Origin of the sequence: Corynebacterium pseudotuberculosis (assembly GCF_002155265.1) — a bacterium.
Lineage (GTDB): Bacteria > Actinomycetota > Actinomycetes > Mycobacteriales > Mycobacteriaceae > Corynebacterium > Corynebacterium pseudotuberculosis.
Genome location: NZ_CP021251.1, coordinates 1,172,011 through 1,186,993, shown reverse-complemented (window position 1 = coordinate 1,186,993; position 14,983 = coordinate 1,172,011). Strand labels below are relative to the sequence as shown.

The window sequence follows — 14,983 nt, the reverse complement described above, 5'->3', positions numbered from 1 at the left end:
CTCATGAGGGGCGGCAAGCTTGCCGCCCCTCATATCGTTTTATCCTAAAGCCACCCCGAAAAGCTTACCTAAAACATAAGTAACAGCTGCTGCGATAAAGCCAACCGCTGGTTGTCTCAAAGCCCGCTTCAACGGTGGTTTTCCAGACAGGATCCCTGTGACGCCACCGGTTGCCATCAATGCAACCCCCACGAGGACCAAAGCAATTATGCCGGCCACAGCGCTGGATAATCCGAAGAAAAACGGAATAATCGGAACCAATGCCCCTGCACCAAAACACAGAAAACTAGATACTGCGGCAGACCAGGCACCGTTGTTGGAGAGATCCTTCGAATCATGCAGCTCGCCAAAATACTTTTCTGGCACGATTCCAGTGTTTCCCTGGGCTTCTAACACCCTGAATACTTCAGCAGCCTTATTTTCTGCTTCTTCATGGTTCATGCCTCGCGCTCTATAAACCAGAGCTAGCTCATTGGCGTCCACGTCAAGCTGCGGGATGACGGTTTTTGTACCAGGGTGCGGCGCGGAAGCGTCGAGAAGCTCGTTTTGGCTCTTAACTGAGATATATTCGCCGGCTCCCATAGACAAAGCACCAGATAATAAGCCAGATATTCCAGTAAGCAACACGATGTGTGAGCTCACCCCGGAAGTCATCACACCAAGAACAAGCGCCAGATTAGAAACAAGTCCGTCGTTGGCACCAAAAATTGCAGCACGGAAATTTCCGCTCATCTGCTCCCGGCCACGTGCCGCTAACCCACGCACGATCTCAGCATGGATAGCCTCATCGGCTTTCATCTGCGCCGTGGCATCCTCATCATCAGTGTATGGACTCCGTTGCTCCGCAGATTGCATCAGCGCAAGCGCAAATACCGAGCCAAAATGCTCCGCGAGAAAGGCCAAAGTTCGCGTCGAGCGATCTGGGCGCTGCGGCATACCAACGTTATCGCCCAACAGATCACGCCAATGCTGCTCATGGCGAGCCTCAGCGTCGGCGACAGAAAGAAGAATTTCTCGCTCTTCACCGTCTTTTCTTTTAGCCAATTCCCGGTACACAGCGGCTTCTGCACGCTCATTGGCCAAATATTGACGCCATTTTCTCAGCTGTTTAGCCGTAGGCTGCGTGGAGTCGATTGTCACTTGGTTCCTCCAAATCGGCGATCCCTGCGCGCATATTCCTCCACCGCACAATACAGATCACGTGCGGTGTAATCCGGGAATAATTTATTCTGATAAATCATCTCAGCATAGGCTGACTGCCAGAGCAGAAAATTAGAAGTACGTTTTTCTCCGGAAGGTCGTAAGAAAAGATCCACATCGGGCATATCAGGTTCATCGAGGAACTGTGAAAACGATGCTTCCGTAATATCTTGCGGACGCAGTTCTCCCTGCGCAGCTAGCCGCGCTATTTCCCTAGCTGCGTCCACGATTTCTGCGCGGCCACCATAGTTGACGCACATCACGAGCGTCATATTTGTATTGTTCTTGGTCAGCTCTTCTGCTGATTCCAGCTCTTTGATCACACTACGCCACAGGCGCGGACGACGCCCCGCCCATCGGACCCTCACCCCAAGCTCGTGCAATCGTTCTTTTTGTCGCTGCAGCACGTCTCGGTTAAATCCCATAAGAAAACGGACTTCATCTGTGGAACGCCGCCAATTCTCTGTAGAGAATGCATACGCCGATAAATAGGGGATTTTCATAGCTAGGCAGGCCTCTACCATGTCTAGCAAGACGGCCTCACCTCGCTTGTGCCCCTCAGTTCGCTTCAAACCTCGCTGAGTAGCCCACCGTCCATTTCCATCCATGACAAGGGCAATATGGCGGGGAAGAAATTCCGCAGGAATATTTGGCGGCGCAGGTAGCTGATTCACGGCCTATATTCTGCCATCCTCACACCTGATCCAAAACATTGAGGCTTGCTAACCCCCGCTCAAGATGAAAATAAAGATAGGAACGCACAATCCCATGTGCCTGGAGAAATCTCTCCCGATTCCCCACGGAGAGAGCTGCTTCCCTGAATCCCCCAGCCATCAGCCACATCATATGCAGCGTCTCAGGATCAACGTCCACTGCCCCTGGAGGTCGGCAGTGCACGCACACTGCACCCCCGGCGACGGGATGGAAAGCATGGTGCGGACCGGAAGCGCCGCACTGGGCGCAGTCGAAAAGACTAGGCGCCCACCCTGCGCAGTTCATGGCCTGAAGCAAGAAAGCATCCACATCGTACAGTGGTTGTGCTGTGGTTTGTAAGCCTTGTAATGCCTCCACTGCGAGATCAAAAAGCTGGGGTTCTGCCCCGATAGACATCTTTTCCACAGATTCCAGGACAACGCACGCTGCAGCGTAGCGAGTGGGGTCGTCGATAAGCTGCGAGCCAAAGTACGCCACGGTATCCGCCGCAGTAATGGAGTCGAGTGTTCTTCCTACGTAGAGCTGAACATCCAGCTCCACAAAGGGTTGCAAGCGCGAGCCGAAACGACTTTTTGCCCGCCGTACGCCTTTGGCTACGGCGCGGACAATGCCTCGCCCCCGAGTGAGGAGAACAACGATGCGGTCGGCCTCCCCAAAATCGTATGTACGAACCACCAAGGCCCGCTCTCGGTAGCTGTCTCGACGCACTAGAAGCCTAGTCGTCCCAACTGCTTAGGATCTTGCTGCCAATTCTTCAAGACCTTGATACGAAGGTCCAGGAACACGTTCTGCCCCAGAATCTTGATCACTTCCGGGCGAGCGTTGTGGATAATGCGCCCGAGGCGTCTTCCGTCTTTGCCAATAATGATCGACTTTTGCCCTGGCCGTTCCACATAGATCACCGCGTGGACATCCAAGACGTCCTCACGCTCGTCGTTGGGAAGAATCTCATCTATCTGAACGGCAACAGAGTGCGGAAGCTCGTCTTTAAGGCCTGCAAGAGCCGCCTCGCGGATAAGCTCCGCAATGCGAGTCTCCGTGTCATCATCAGTCACATGGTCATCTGGATAAAACTTTGGCCCTTCTGGTAGTAGCCCAGTGATAACGTCCAGAAGCACATCCCGTTGCTCTCCGGTGACGGCTGAGACGGGAACGACCTCGCTCTCTCCTCCCAGCAGCTCGTGAAGCGCCATCAATTGCACCGCAACCTGATCCCTAGACACTTTGTCTGCTTTTGTCACAATGCCCAGAATCGGGGTTTTGGGAGCAACCTTTTTTACGGCATCAAGGATCCAGCGATCGCCCGGACCGATCTTCTCGTCGGCCGGAATAGTCAGGCCGATTAAGTCCATATCCGCATAGGTGTCCTTGACTACCTCATTAAGCCGCTCGCCCAAGAGAGTCCGAGGGCGGTGCAACCCTGGGGTATCCACCACGATGATCTGAGCATCAGGACGATGCACGATGCCGCGAATAGGATGGCGAGTGGTCTCTGGCTGGTTAGCCGTAATCGCGATTTTCTCGCCGACCAAAGCGTTGGTCAACGTCGACTTGCCTGTGTTAGGTCGGCCAACAAAGCTGATGAATCCCGAACGGAATCCTTCGGGGGTCTCGGTGAAACTCACCTGTCTCCTTCTACGTGGGGAAATCCAAAGTTAATCTCTCCCCATAGTAAGCCATAGGGCGAGCCTTCCTACACTACGATGCGTAATTCCCCACGGATTATCCGACTTTTTCCACAGTGAACTGCATCCGAGGGTTTGCATAAGACTCCTGAGCCTGGATCAATTGCAGCTCACGTGAGCCCGAGCGGTAAGTGGTCTCAATGAGGTCAAAGACAGACGATGCGGTGCGGGCTAATGCCGAGGCTGCGTCGTGATCTCGTATGTAGTGCCCAGTGAATAGGGCGGCGGTGACGTCACCTGAGCCGTTGCGCTTAAAGTCCAGGAACGGGGTCTGGACGAGCCATGCGCCTTTATCATCCACGGCGAGCATTTCGATGGCGTTGGCGGGGGTCTCTGGCCTACGCACCGAGGTGACCAGAACGGTATTGGGTCCCATAGCGCGGGCAGCGGCAACCGCCTCCAGGGTTGATTCGAGATCATGCGCAGGAACCCCGGTGAGGTATTCCAGCTCAAATTGATTGGGGGTAATAATGTCTGCAACAGGTACTACACGATCGCGTAGGAGCGGTGGAATGAGCTCCGAGACAAAGCAGCCCGATGCGGCGTTGCCCATCACCGGGTCACAAGCATAAAGCGCGTTAGGGTTTGCGGCTTTGATCTGCGCAACTGCGTCAATAATTACGTCTGCGATGTCTGATCCGCCTTGGTAGCCAGAAAGTATTGCATCAATGTGGGGAAAAGCACCACGTTCTGCAACCCCAGAGATAACGCTTTTCACCTGCTGGGCGGGGATGAGTTCTCCTCCCCACTCGCCGTAACCAGTGTGATTGGAAAAATTCACTGTGTGGACCGGCCAGACTTCGTGACCAATGCGCTGTAGCGGGAAAACTGCGGCGGAATTTCCCACGTGTCCATATGTGACATGAGACTGGATGGAGAGGATATTCATGTGTTTAATCATGCGCGTTACCTAACAGATTACAAACTTGTTGTACCCCCGAAGGGCACATCAATCCGTGGCTGAGTCTTCCGGTAACACTGAAACGACCACAGACCTTACCTGGATCCTCCCCCGACGGTCCCGGCCCCCCTCTGCCCGCAGTTGTATTCCGCTAGTACTCACTACAGAGCCTGGGAGTGGAACGCGACCCATCTCATAGGCTATGAGACCGCCTACTGTGTCCACCTGGTCCCGGATGTCTTCAGAAAACTCAATCTCCCTATCAAGATCCTCTTCGATGGTTTCCGTAAGGTCTTCTAAGGAGAGACGAGAGACTACGCGATACATGGGTAGAGACTCGCTATCAAGGCGTTCGATGGGAGCGATTTCTCGATCGTCGTATTCATCTGCGATTTCACCGACGATTTCTTCCAAGATGTCTTCAATGGATACAAGTCCAGCGATCCCGCCAAATTCATCGACAAGCATAGCGATGTGGTTACGGTCGCGTTGCATCTCATGCAGCAAAGTGTCAAGGCTTTTAGAATCCGGAACAAAGGTCGGTGGGCGCATTACCTCGTCTACGGTCACGCTGCGCCCGCCGTCGGTGGAATAGTAGGTTCTTTGCACGAGGTCTTTAAGAAAGACCACCCCAATAATGTCATCGACGGTATCGCCGATTACTGGGATTCGGGAAAAACCCGATCTCACACACAGACTCGTCGCTTGTCCCGCGGTCTTTCCGGACTCAATCCACACCATATCTGTACGTGGGACCATGACCGAGCGGGCTGTAGTTGACGCAAGATCAAAGACGGATTGGATCATCCGTCGCTCCTCGACCTCTACGACTCCATGTTCTTGAGCGATGTCAACCATTTCACGCAACTCCACCTCAGTGGAATACGGTCCATCTTGAAAGCCAGGGCCGGGAGCAATGATATTGCCGATCTTGATGAGTAGCCGCGGGATTGGTCCCAGGACTGCCGATAATGCTCTTAATAACCACGCGGAAGATAAAGAGACTGTATAGGGATTCTTTCGCCCCACGGTCCGGGAAAAAACTCCGATAACAGTAAACGTGATAAGCGATACGCCGACAATCGCTGCGGTAAGCGCCCAAACACTTGACTCGATGAGGTCAATGGCTAGCAATGCTGCGAAGGCAGCCGCTGTGACGTCGAGAAGCGTACGCAATAAAATCAAGAGGTTGATGTGCTCGGCACGATTTTCCAGCACATGCAGTAACGTACGCGAAGCACGCGACTCGGTGTCTTTGTTAATCTGCTCAACGCGTGCCACAGAAATTGAGCTGACGGCAGCTTCTACTGCGCCCAAGAAACCGGAAAGAAGAAGTGCGCTTAGGGTCGCAGCCCCACATATAAGAGGGGTCATCGCGGCTCCCCGATAGCGGGAATTCCGCCACCGGGCACTTGCTTATCTAGTTCCACCCGTTCTGCGGCTGTTGGGAAAGCCCCAGCGTTGGAGGGTTTGGGTTGAAACTCCACGCCGCGCTTTTCACAGAATCCATACCAATCGGATAACAACTCATTTTGCAGTGAGAACATTGTTTGTTCATCCGCAGGCTCGATGTGGTCATATCCAAGAAGATGCAAGCATCCATGGGTAGTGAGCAGAGCGAGTTCATGTCCCAGGTCATGTCCGGCTTTTTCTGCCTGCTTCATAGCAAAATCCGGGCACAGGATGATGTCTCCGAGCAAGGCGGGCCCTGGGGCACCAGCGTCGGGACGCCCCATCCCCGGGGTGAGCTCGTCCATGGGAAAGCTCATCACGTCCGTGGGGCCTTCAAGGTCCATCCAACGCACGTGTAGGTCGCTCATGGTGGGGACGTCGACGACTGAAATAGTTACCTCTGCGTCTGGGTGCACATCCATCTCTCCCAGTACAAACGTGGCTACGTCGATAAGAGCTTCCTCGTTGACCCCGTCACAACCTGATTCATTAACGACTTCGATGCTCACTTAGCTCTCGCTTTCTGCTTGCCGACGCGCCCGCGCCGCCCGCTCCAGGTTTTCTTCATAGTCGTCGTAGGCTTCCACAATGCGCCCCACGAGCTGATGTCTGACCACGTCTGCTGAAGTAAGTTCACAGAAATCTACGTCTTCTACGCCCCGAAGAATGTCTCGCACCAGCCTTAAGCCGGACTTCTGTCCTCCCGGCAGGTCCACCTGGGTGATGTCCCCTGTGACCACCATCTTTGAGCCAAATCCCAAACGAGTCAGGAACATCTTCATCTGCGCTGCAGTCGTATTCTGGGCTTCATCGAGAATCACAAAAGCATCATTGAGCGTACGGCCTCGCATGTAGGCGAGGGGGGCGACCTCCACGATTCCGGCTTCCATGAGTTTGGGGATAATTTCTGGATCCACCATGTCCCTGAGCGCGTCATGGAGCGGGCGCAGATAAGGATCGATCTTCTCGTTCAAGGTACCGGGAAGAAAACCAAGCTTCTCCCCTGCTTCTACCGCAGGGCGTGTGAGAATGATCCGACTCACCTGCTTGGTTTGCAATGCCTGGACAGCTTTGGCCATGGCAAGGTAGGTCTTTCCAGAACCCGCTGGACCTAGGCCAAAAACAATAGTGTTGTCATCTATGGCGTCAACGTAATGCTTCTGGCCGAGTGTCTTTGCCCGAATCACTTTTCCGCGACGCGCGATGATGTCGCTTGCAAGTACTTGAGACACGGACTGGGGAGCCTCGACAGTCACTATTCCTATGGCATGTTTTACGGAGGCTGGGCTAATCACATGCCCTCTCCTAGCTATAGATTGCAGTTCTTTGAGCACTTTCACTGCGCGAGCGACCTCATGGTCAGGACCAGTCAGCGTGACCTGAGTGCCACGAACAAAGATAGAGCAATCGAGTTGATTCTCTAATACTTTTAGGTTCTCGTCGGTGACCCCGAGCACCGTCTGTAAGTGCTGCTCATCTATCTCAACAGTTTTGGTGATGATGCCAGCATCTCTGCGGACACGCACGGTTTGTTGCTCACTAGCCACTATACTGATTCAACCTATCTCTAGTTGTTCTCTGTCTGTGCTGGATTCTACCAGCGTGAAGTCAGGACACCGATTGCCGCAAGCGCGACGATTCCTGCCGAGGCAGTCCGCAGAACTTCAGGCCCCAACTTGGCCAATCGCGCGCCCGCAGCTTGCAGCTCAGAGGATTCTTCCTGGCCAATGCCGCCCTCAGGGCCAATGATCAACGCAATCGAGCTCGCCTGTTGCAATGGAAGGGCTGCAAAAGCCTGCTGCGCATCCTCATGCAGCATCAAGACCAGATCAAAGCCCTCTGTTTTAAGTCTCAGAGCCAACTCCGACGTATTAATGGGAGAACCAATCGTCGGTATAGCAGAGCGTCGTGATTGTTTAGCCGCCGCAACCGCGGCCGCCCGCCACTTTTGCACGCTCTTTTCGCGTTTAGTCCCCGACCATTTAGCAACACAACGCTGAGCTTCCCATGGAACTATCGCGTCCACGCCGCCTTGGGTAAGCAGGTCAACAGCCAGTTCCGAGCGCTCTGATTTAGGAATCGCCTGGAAAACTGTAACCGATGGGCCCACAGGGCTTTGCGTTTCACTAATCTCAACGCGCGCTGCGAGCCTGTCTTTCCCGGAAGTTTCCGTTACCAGCGCTTCAGCATAGGCGCCGTGAGCGTCGATAAGCTTGATGCGCTCTCCGGCCACGATGCGTTTCACGCTCACAGCATGACGCCCCTCAGCCCCATCCAAGCGAGCGATCTCTCCTACCTCGGGCAGGCGGGGGTGCTGACCTTGAAGAACAGCATCAAGGTCGTACACAAAGGTAGGCAACGACATCAGGTGGGTCCTCGAGTTATCTGCGGAACTTATTACGTATGCGGTCAAACAGTGATTCTTCGCCGTCCCCGGCGTGCGAGACCTTTGCTGCCTCATCACGATGCTCGCGCAGCTGAGTAAGCAGGCTTCTCGACGTCTCATCCAATGCCGTCGGCACAGTCACATCAACGTGAGCAATCATATTTCCATTGCCGGTGTTGCGGAGTTGCGGCATGCCTTTGCCTTCCACCACAATGCGTTCGGCAGGCTGAGTACCTGCGGGGATTGCAAACGTAATGGTTTCCCCGTCCAAGGATTCCACATTCAGCTCAGCACCCAGTGCAGCATCAACCATGGGTACGTGGACCTTTAGATGTAGATCATTACCTTCTCTGTGGAACACAGCATGAGGTCGGATGTTGATCTCTACATAAAGGTCTCCTGCGGGACCTCCCCCGTGGCCTACCTCGCCCTGACCTGCCATACGGATACGCATTCCGTCTGCAATGCCTGCTGGGACATTGACCACCAGATCACGCTGAGCTTTCACGCGACCATCGCCCGCGCATTTATCACAAGGATCAGGAATGACCTCACCGGTTCCTTGGCATACCGGGCACGGTGTAGTAGTCATCACATTGCCCAGGAAGGAACGCTGCACCTGCTGGATTTCACCAGTTCCGCCACAATGCGTGCACATCTTGGGCTTTGCCTTGGTCTTCGAACCGGTTCCCTCGCACACATCGCACAGAACAGCAGTATCAATGGTGATGGGCTTCTTTACTCCAGAAAATGCCTCTTCCAGTGTCAATGAGGTGCGAAGGAGAGCATCGTTTCCTGGCTGAACGCGCGATCGAGGGCCACGCGAGGCGCCCCCACCGCCAAAGAATGCCTCAAAGATGTCGCCTAGGCCGCCGCCGCCAAAGCCTCCGGCGCCATAGCCTGCGCCGCCGCCTTGCTCCATGGGGTCTCCGCCCATATCTACAATGCGACGCTTGTCGGGGTCTAGCAGCACTTCTTGTGCGATTGAGAGCTCGCTGAACTTCTCCGCGGCCTCGTCCGACCCGTTAACGTCCGGGTGGTACTTACGGGCAAGCTTGCGGTATGCCTTCTTAATCTCGTTATCAGTGGCGTCACGTTCGACGCCAAGGATTGCGTAATAGTCACGAGCCACAGTAAAAGAATTCTTCCTTCAGCTATTTTTTGAGAAATATAAAACCCAACCAAGCTCAATCATTTCTTGGCATTCACATCTGGATATCTAAAACAACAGCGCAAACACCATGATATGAACTGAAAGGACCGAAACAACAATGATAACGATGCTCATGCCATGGAGAGAAAATTAGGGCACCTGATTCGCTAGTGGCGAACGATACTGAAAAAGGAAACCGACCCACGGGAGCAAGGATGCCTCCGTAAAAGGCGCTCACTCCCCGCTAAGAACCCTCGATACCTATTGAGCCACAGCGTAGACCTTAGACATCGTTCCAGAATAATCCATGAATGTGGGGCCCACTACGCCTAAACCACCTAGGGTTTCTCCCTGCGCGCCATAACCGGTGGTAACTACCGATGTGCCGCGTAATTGCTCGTCCTCATTCTCCTTGCCAATCAGAACACTCACGTGGCCGAGGCCCTGGACGTTGGTGAGCAGCTTCAACACCACTACTTGCTCTTCTAGAGCTTCCAACATGGAAGGCAACGCCGCAGGCAAGTCTCGAGCAATGCGGGTGAGGTTTGATGCACCAGCGAGAATAAGACGATCGTTCGGCTGTTCCACCAGGGTCTCAATAAGCACAGTCGCGCATCTCAGTATCATCGGTTGAATTTCTGGCGAAACTAAGACGTCCGTATTAGTGGGGTCTGCCAATTCGGCCAAGGATACCGAGGCGTCGCTGAGCGTTTTACCGTCTAGGGCCCGGTTGAGAGCGTCTCGAAGCTTCATTACATGTTCCTGCTCGCATACTTGATCTAGCTCCACATTGCGCTGCTCTACTCGCCCATTATCGGTGATCAGCACAAGCAAAAGCCGTACTGGGCTCAACAACACAACTTCACAGTGTTTAACGCGTGAAACTTTAAGATTAGGCAGCTGAATTACCGACGCTTGCCGGGTCAACTGGCTCAGCAGCTGCACCGATCGGCGCAAAACATCCTCAAGGTCCACACCGCCTTCAAGGAAAAGCAAAATGGCCCGGCGCTCCGCTGCGGACATAGGTTTAATGTCGCTCAGAGAATCGACGAATGCACGATATGCCTTCTCCGTGGGGATCCCGTCCAGAGCTCGCATGCTGTTGCATGATAAACCCCTCGGACTCCAATACCGCCATATCGTTGCGGATAGTCGCCGAACTGACGTTTAAATTATGTCTCTCTAAAAGAGCCTTTGACCCCACAGGTTCCTGAGATTGGATATAGTCCGCCACTATTGCGCGAAGTACTTCACGCCTGCGTTTTTCAGTAGATTCCGCCATGGTGGTTTCCCTCCTCATGGATGTCTCTGCTCGCCATTACCGCAAACCAGCTTAATCGTTGCGCTCTACAGCTCTCAGTCTGCAACCAAGATGTCCGCGATAATTCCATCCGCCAAGAGCCTGCTTTTCTCCGTCAATCGCACCCGACCGGCATTCATATGCAGCAGGCCTTGCTTAACCCGCGACTCAATCACGTCCAGCTCGCCTGCCGAAAACTCTGCGATGCTTACTCCTTCTTTGAGTCGCAAGCCAAGCATGACCTTCTCCTCATGCCGTTCCACATCGCTCAAAGTCTCTTCTTCCTTGACCGGCAATTCTCCCGCTAGGAGGGCTTTAGAGTAGCTAGCCGGATGCTTAATATTGTGGAAGCGGCGCTGCGCGATATGAGAGTGAGCACCAGGGCCAGCGCCCCACCAATCGCCGTCGCGCCAATACCCCATATTATGTTGGCACTCGCCTCCCTCGCGCGCCCAGTTAGAGACCTCATACCAAGAGAAACCTTCTTGACGCAGGGCTTGATCAATCATCCAATAGCGATCCGCATACGTGTCTTCATCAGGAGGCGGCAATTCCCCACGGCGGACTTTGCGCGCCATCGCCGTGCCGTCCTCCACGATCAAAGAATACGCACTCACATGATCCACGCCTGTGTCCACGACGCGCGAAAGAGTCTCACGAACATCCTCATTTGTCTCTGTGGGAGTGCCGTAGATCATGTCCAGATTGACATGATTAAACCCTGCGGCAAGAGCTTCCTTAGCCGCAGCAAACGCGCGTCCAGGGGTGTGCTTGCGCTCGAGTACTTTCAGCACGCTCGAAGACGCCGATTGCATGCCCAGGGAGACCCTAGTAAAACCAGACTCCAATAAGGAATGAAAGAACTCAGGACTCGTGGATTCCGGATTTGACTCCGTAGTCACCTCCGCGCCAGGGGCTATTCCCGTGGAACTACGCACGGCGAGCAGCACACGGTCTAGGCCGGCTGCGCCGAGCATTGACGGGGTACCACCGCCCACAAAAACTGTACTGGCTTCTCTAGTGTCACCCGAGCTCGCTCGAATCTGCGCCGCTAAATCCAGCTCTATTTCCAAAGCGTTCAAATAACTTTCCGGGGAAGCAGAACTTCCTAGCTCACCAGGCGTATACGTATTAAAGTCGCAGTATCCACAGCGTGAAGAGCAAAACGGAACATGAATGTACACCCCAAAAGGTGTGCTTTTCTGGCTCATGATTTAGCCAACGTACTCGCCGGATCCCGCACGTTTAGCGATGACCCTCGCCACGACGGCGTCGATACGCGCGCGCTCGTTAAGAAACGCCGGTGGATATGAACCTCGCATCGTACGCGTGTACCCAGGGTGTTCCGTTGCCACGGCTTCAGCCCATGCCCGCGCTGCCGCAAAAACAACCTCAGCCGTGCGCGAATACAACATCGGCAGATTAAGCGCATCCAAATCACGCGCCGCTTTTTCCGTCTCTGCCAGCTCCCAGGACACAATGTGGGCAAGATACTCGCCCACTAAATCAGTCCGGGCTTCCAGTGCCTGCGAAAGCTCACGAACAATGACGGGAGAATTCTGAATCGGGAATCTCTCCCTCAGAGACTCCGCGTTAAGCACAACCGGACGATCAACAGCATCTTTTGTAGGGGCAGACGCGGATACAGTTCCTGAGGCCAGTCCCGAGGTAAGCGCCTGGCGTAGTCCCACGAGCTCCCGAACTACATCGCGGGAATCCCGGCGTGCGTCCTCAAAGATCTCTTCTAATTCGGCGACACAATCCTCAACAAGTTCTGCATCCCAGTCCGCAATCGCCTCAGCAAGATTCTCGATGTAGGTTGCCACCTCATCGCCAATATTAAAGATCTCTTGGGTCAGCTCACGGTGGCGCAATGTGGCATCAAAAACTTGCATTCAGCTGACCCCCTTCCAGACGTACATTAGGCATCCTTGACCATCGTTGCGGCTGAATAGTTAAGGGAACCAGTAGCAACGATGCGTTACGAGTGATGACTTTAAAACAGGAACCGTCTCAAGCGGTGGCGCCCCGCCGAGCAGAACCAAAATCCCGTGGGGAAAAGAAGCTTCTTTCTCCGCTCGCTGGGCGGGTACTTTGCTGTTTTGAGAACGCTAGCCAGCTCAGAGGCGGTAAAACAGCAGGATAAAATTTCTAGCGCTCTTAGAAACCACAGGATAAGAGGCAGAAATAAAAATCGCCCCTTTTCCTTTAAAGCTACAAAGGAAAAGGGGCGAAAACGCCTCTAGCGCTTGGTGTAAAGCGCATCGATTTCGTCGGAGTATCGACGCGCCACCACATTTCGCTTCACCTTCATAGTGGGGGTGAGCTCGTTGTCTTCCTCAGTAAGGTCGCGGTCCAAGATATAGAACTTCTTAATTGCTTCCGCGTGGGAAACCGTGGAATTGGCATCATTTATCGCGTCCTGGATCTCGGCTCTGAGAACCGGGTCTTGTGCCAGTTCCCGGATCGAGCGACCTTCTGGAACGTTTCGATTGAGCTTCCACCGTTTCAGGGCGTCGTCGTCAAGCGTTACCAGCAAACCGATAAACGGCTTTCCATCGCCAACCACCATCGCCTGGCTGATCAGCGGATGCGAACGTAACTTATCCTCAAGCGGACCCGGCGAGACGTTCTTTCCGCCCGCGGTAACGATCAAATCCTTCTTACGCCCGGTGATGATGAGGTGGCCAGAATCGAGGATTTCACCGAGATCGCCAGTGTTAAACCAGCCATTTTCCATGGAGGATTCGGTGGCTTCATCGTTCTTCCAGTAGCCGTCGAAAACGATCGAGCCTTTCACCAAGATTTCGCCGTCATCATTGATGCGTATCGACGCGCCCCCCACGGGTGGCCCAACCGTACCGATTTTCTGATCAGTAAAGTCCACGGCCGCTGCAGCGGTGGTTTCGGTCAGCCCGTAGCCTTCATAAATCGGCACGCCAATGCCGCGGAAGAAGTGCATCAATTCTGGACTCATCGCAGAACCACCAGAAATGCAATACTTCACTGCATTTCCCATCGCTGCGCGAATCTTCGAATAAACCAACTTGTCAAAGGTCTTATGTTTAAGGGTGAGCGCTCGGCTTGGCCCCTCTGCGGTATCCAGTGCTCGTGAGTACTCTTGAGCGGTCAACTCTGCTTGGCGGAAGATGGCGGCTTTGAGCGGGCCGTCGGCCTGGGCATTAGCCACTGCGCCGTTACGGACTTTTTCAAAGACGCGCGGCACTCCCAAGATCAGGTTTGGTCGGGCGCGCTGGAACTCCACTGCGATGGTGGAAAAATCGGACCAGTGAGACTGCGTGGCTCCGCCAATGGCCACAGCCAAAGAAACTGCTCGAGCCAAAACGTGAGCTAGCGGCAGGAAGGTCAAAACGCGCGAACCGGGAACGGCGATAGCACCGATGTCATTAGTCAAAAGCGCTCGCACCTGCGATAGCCAGTTGGAATGGGTGAGTCGGCAGCCCTTGGGGCGACCAGTAGTTCCAGACGTATACACCAGCGATGCAAGGTCTGTCCCCTTGGTGTTAGCAATACGCTCGTTCACCTCGGAATCCTCAACGGAACGTCCCTCAAACTTGAGCGTTGTCACGGCTGATGAATTAATCTCCAGGATTCTCCGCAGCTGCGACGGCGAGCCACTCAACACTGGTTTTCCGTCCGCACCCAGGACCAGGTTCTTCATCAACTCTGTGTGCTCACGGGTCTCGGTGATGGCAAAAACCGCCCCAGAGTCTTCAATGATCCACTCAATTTGGCTAATCGACGAAGACCCGTAGATCGGAACTGACACAGCCCCAGCAGCCCAAATGGCAAAGTCCAACAGAGACCACTCATAGCGGGTCTCTGATAGCAAAGCTACCCGATCCCCTTGCTGCACACCTGCGTTGATGAGGCCCTTAGCAACTTCGTAGACCTCTTCCACAAACTCTTTAGAAGTGACGTTTATCCACTCGTAGTTTTTCGGTCGGGTGTACATCACTCCAAAAGGACGCGCTTTAGCCGTATCCAGCAACGCAGTTAGGCAGGTTTCATTTTCGCCTACCTCGTATATGGCCTCGGTGGTTGACTCTTGAACCACTTTCACTTTCTCAACACCTCATTTGTTTTGATCGTGCATCGCAAAAACCTGATGTTTTACTCACATCCGTTGATAAACTTTGAATTTACAGCCTTTATGTGCCCATAGTCATCA

At 53.9% G+C, this 14,983-nt stretch carries 13 protein-coding genes and 1 pseudogene; all 14 read right to left on the bottom strand.

The genetic code is table 11. From position 1 onward, the window contains the following. Positions 1–39: 39 nt before the first annotated feature. Positions 40–1,140, bottom strand: a complete 1,101-nt coding sequence (locus CpATCC19410_RS05555; RefSeq protein ID WP_013242381.1) for a VIT1/CCC1 transporter family protein — start codon at positions 1,138–1,140, stop codon at positions 40–42. Then, positions 1,137–1,808: an isoprenyl transferase gene (locus CpATCC19410_RS05550; protein WP_230455527.1), complete on the bottom strand. Its 672-nt coding sequence runs from the start codon at positions 1,806–1,808 to the stop codon at positions 1,137–1,139. The genes CpATCC19410_RS05555 and CpATCC19410_RS05550 overlap by 4 nt, the downstream gene beginning before the upstream one ends. Before the next feature lie 85 nt (positions 1,809–1,893). After that, complete coding sequence (gene recO, locus CpATCC19410_RS05545) at positions 1,894–2,622, bottom strand: DNA repair protein RecO (protein WP_013242383.1); 729 nt, start codon at positions 2,620–2,622, stop codon at positions 1,894–1,896. Further along, the gene (gene era / locus CpATCC19410_RS05540) at positions 2,622–3,539 is read right to left on the bottom strand and encodes a GTPase Era (protein ID WP_013242384.1); all 918 of its coding nucleotides are present in this window, start codon (positions 3,537–3,539) and stop codon (positions 2,622–2,624) included. The genes recO and era overlap by 1 nt, the downstream gene beginning before the upstream one ends. 97 nt (positions 3,540–3,636) lie before the next feature. After that, complete coding sequence (gene pdxY / locus CpATCC19410_RS05535; RefSeq protein ID WP_014522451.1) at positions 3,637–4,488, bottom strand: pyridoxal kinase PdxY; 852 nt, start codon at positions 4,486–4,488, stop codon at positions 3,637–3,639. A gap of 60 nt (positions 4,489–4,548) precedes the next feature. Further along, positions 4,549–5,874, bottom strand: a complete 1,326-nt coding sequence (locus tag CpATCC19410_RS05530) for a hemolysin family protein (protein ID WP_014401306.1) — start codon at positions 5,872–5,874, stop codon at positions 4,549–4,551. Then, on the bottom strand, positions 5,871–6,461 hold the full coding sequence (ybeY, locus tag CpATCC19410_RS05525; protein WP_014401307.1) for an rRNA maturation RNase YbeY: 591 nt from the start codon (positions 6,459–6,461) through the stop codon (positions 5,871–5,873). The genes CpATCC19410_RS05530 and ybeY overlap by 4 nt, the downstream gene beginning before the upstream one ends. Beyond that, complete coding sequence (locus CpATCC19410_RS05520) at positions 6,462–7,499, bottom strand: PhoH family protein (RefSeq protein ID WP_013242388.1); 1,038 nt, start codon at positions 7,497–7,499, stop codon at positions 6,462–6,464. Between the two features lie 47 nt (positions 7,500–7,546). After that, positions 7,547–8,317, bottom strand: coding sequence for a 16S rRNA (uracil(1498)-N(3))-methyltransferase (locus CpATCC19410_RS05515; RefSeq protein WP_013242389.1), 771 nt, complete (start codon positions 8,315–8,317; stop codon positions 7,547–7,549). A 16-nt stretch (positions 8,318–8,333) separates the two neighbouring features. Further along, a complete protein-coding gene (gene dnaJ / locus CpATCC19410_RS05510) occupies positions 8,334–9,470 on the bottom strand; it encodes a molecular chaperone DnaJ (RefSeq protein WP_013242390.1) in 1,137 nt (378 codons plus the stop codon). Positions 9,471–9,752: 282 nt separating this feature from the next. Then, a pseudogene (hrcA, locus tag CpATCC19410_RS05505) lies at positions 9,753–10,773 on the bottom strand (heat-inducible transcriptional repressor HrcA). 74 nt (positions 10,774–10,847) lie between these two features. Next, positions 10,848–12,002, bottom strand: coding sequence for a radical SAM family heme chaperone HemW (gene hemW, locus CpATCC19410_RS05500; protein ID WP_013242392.1), 1,155 nt, complete (start codon positions 12,000–12,002; stop codon positions 10,848–10,850). Between the two features lie 3 nt (positions 12,003–12,005). Beyond that, a complete protein-coding gene (locus CpATCC19410_RS05495) occupies positions 12,006–12,686 on the bottom strand; it encodes a hypothetical protein (protein ID WP_013242393.1) in 681 nt (226 codons plus the stop codon). Positions 12,687–13,033: 347 nt separating this feature from the next. Further along, on the bottom strand, positions 13,034–14,869 hold the full coding sequence (locus tag CpATCC19410_RS05490) for an AMP-dependent synthetase/ligase (RefSeq protein WP_013242394.1): 1,836 nt from the start codon (positions 14,867–14,869) through the stop codon (positions 13,034–13,036). Between the last annotated feature and the right edge of the window lie 114 nt (positions 14,870–14,983).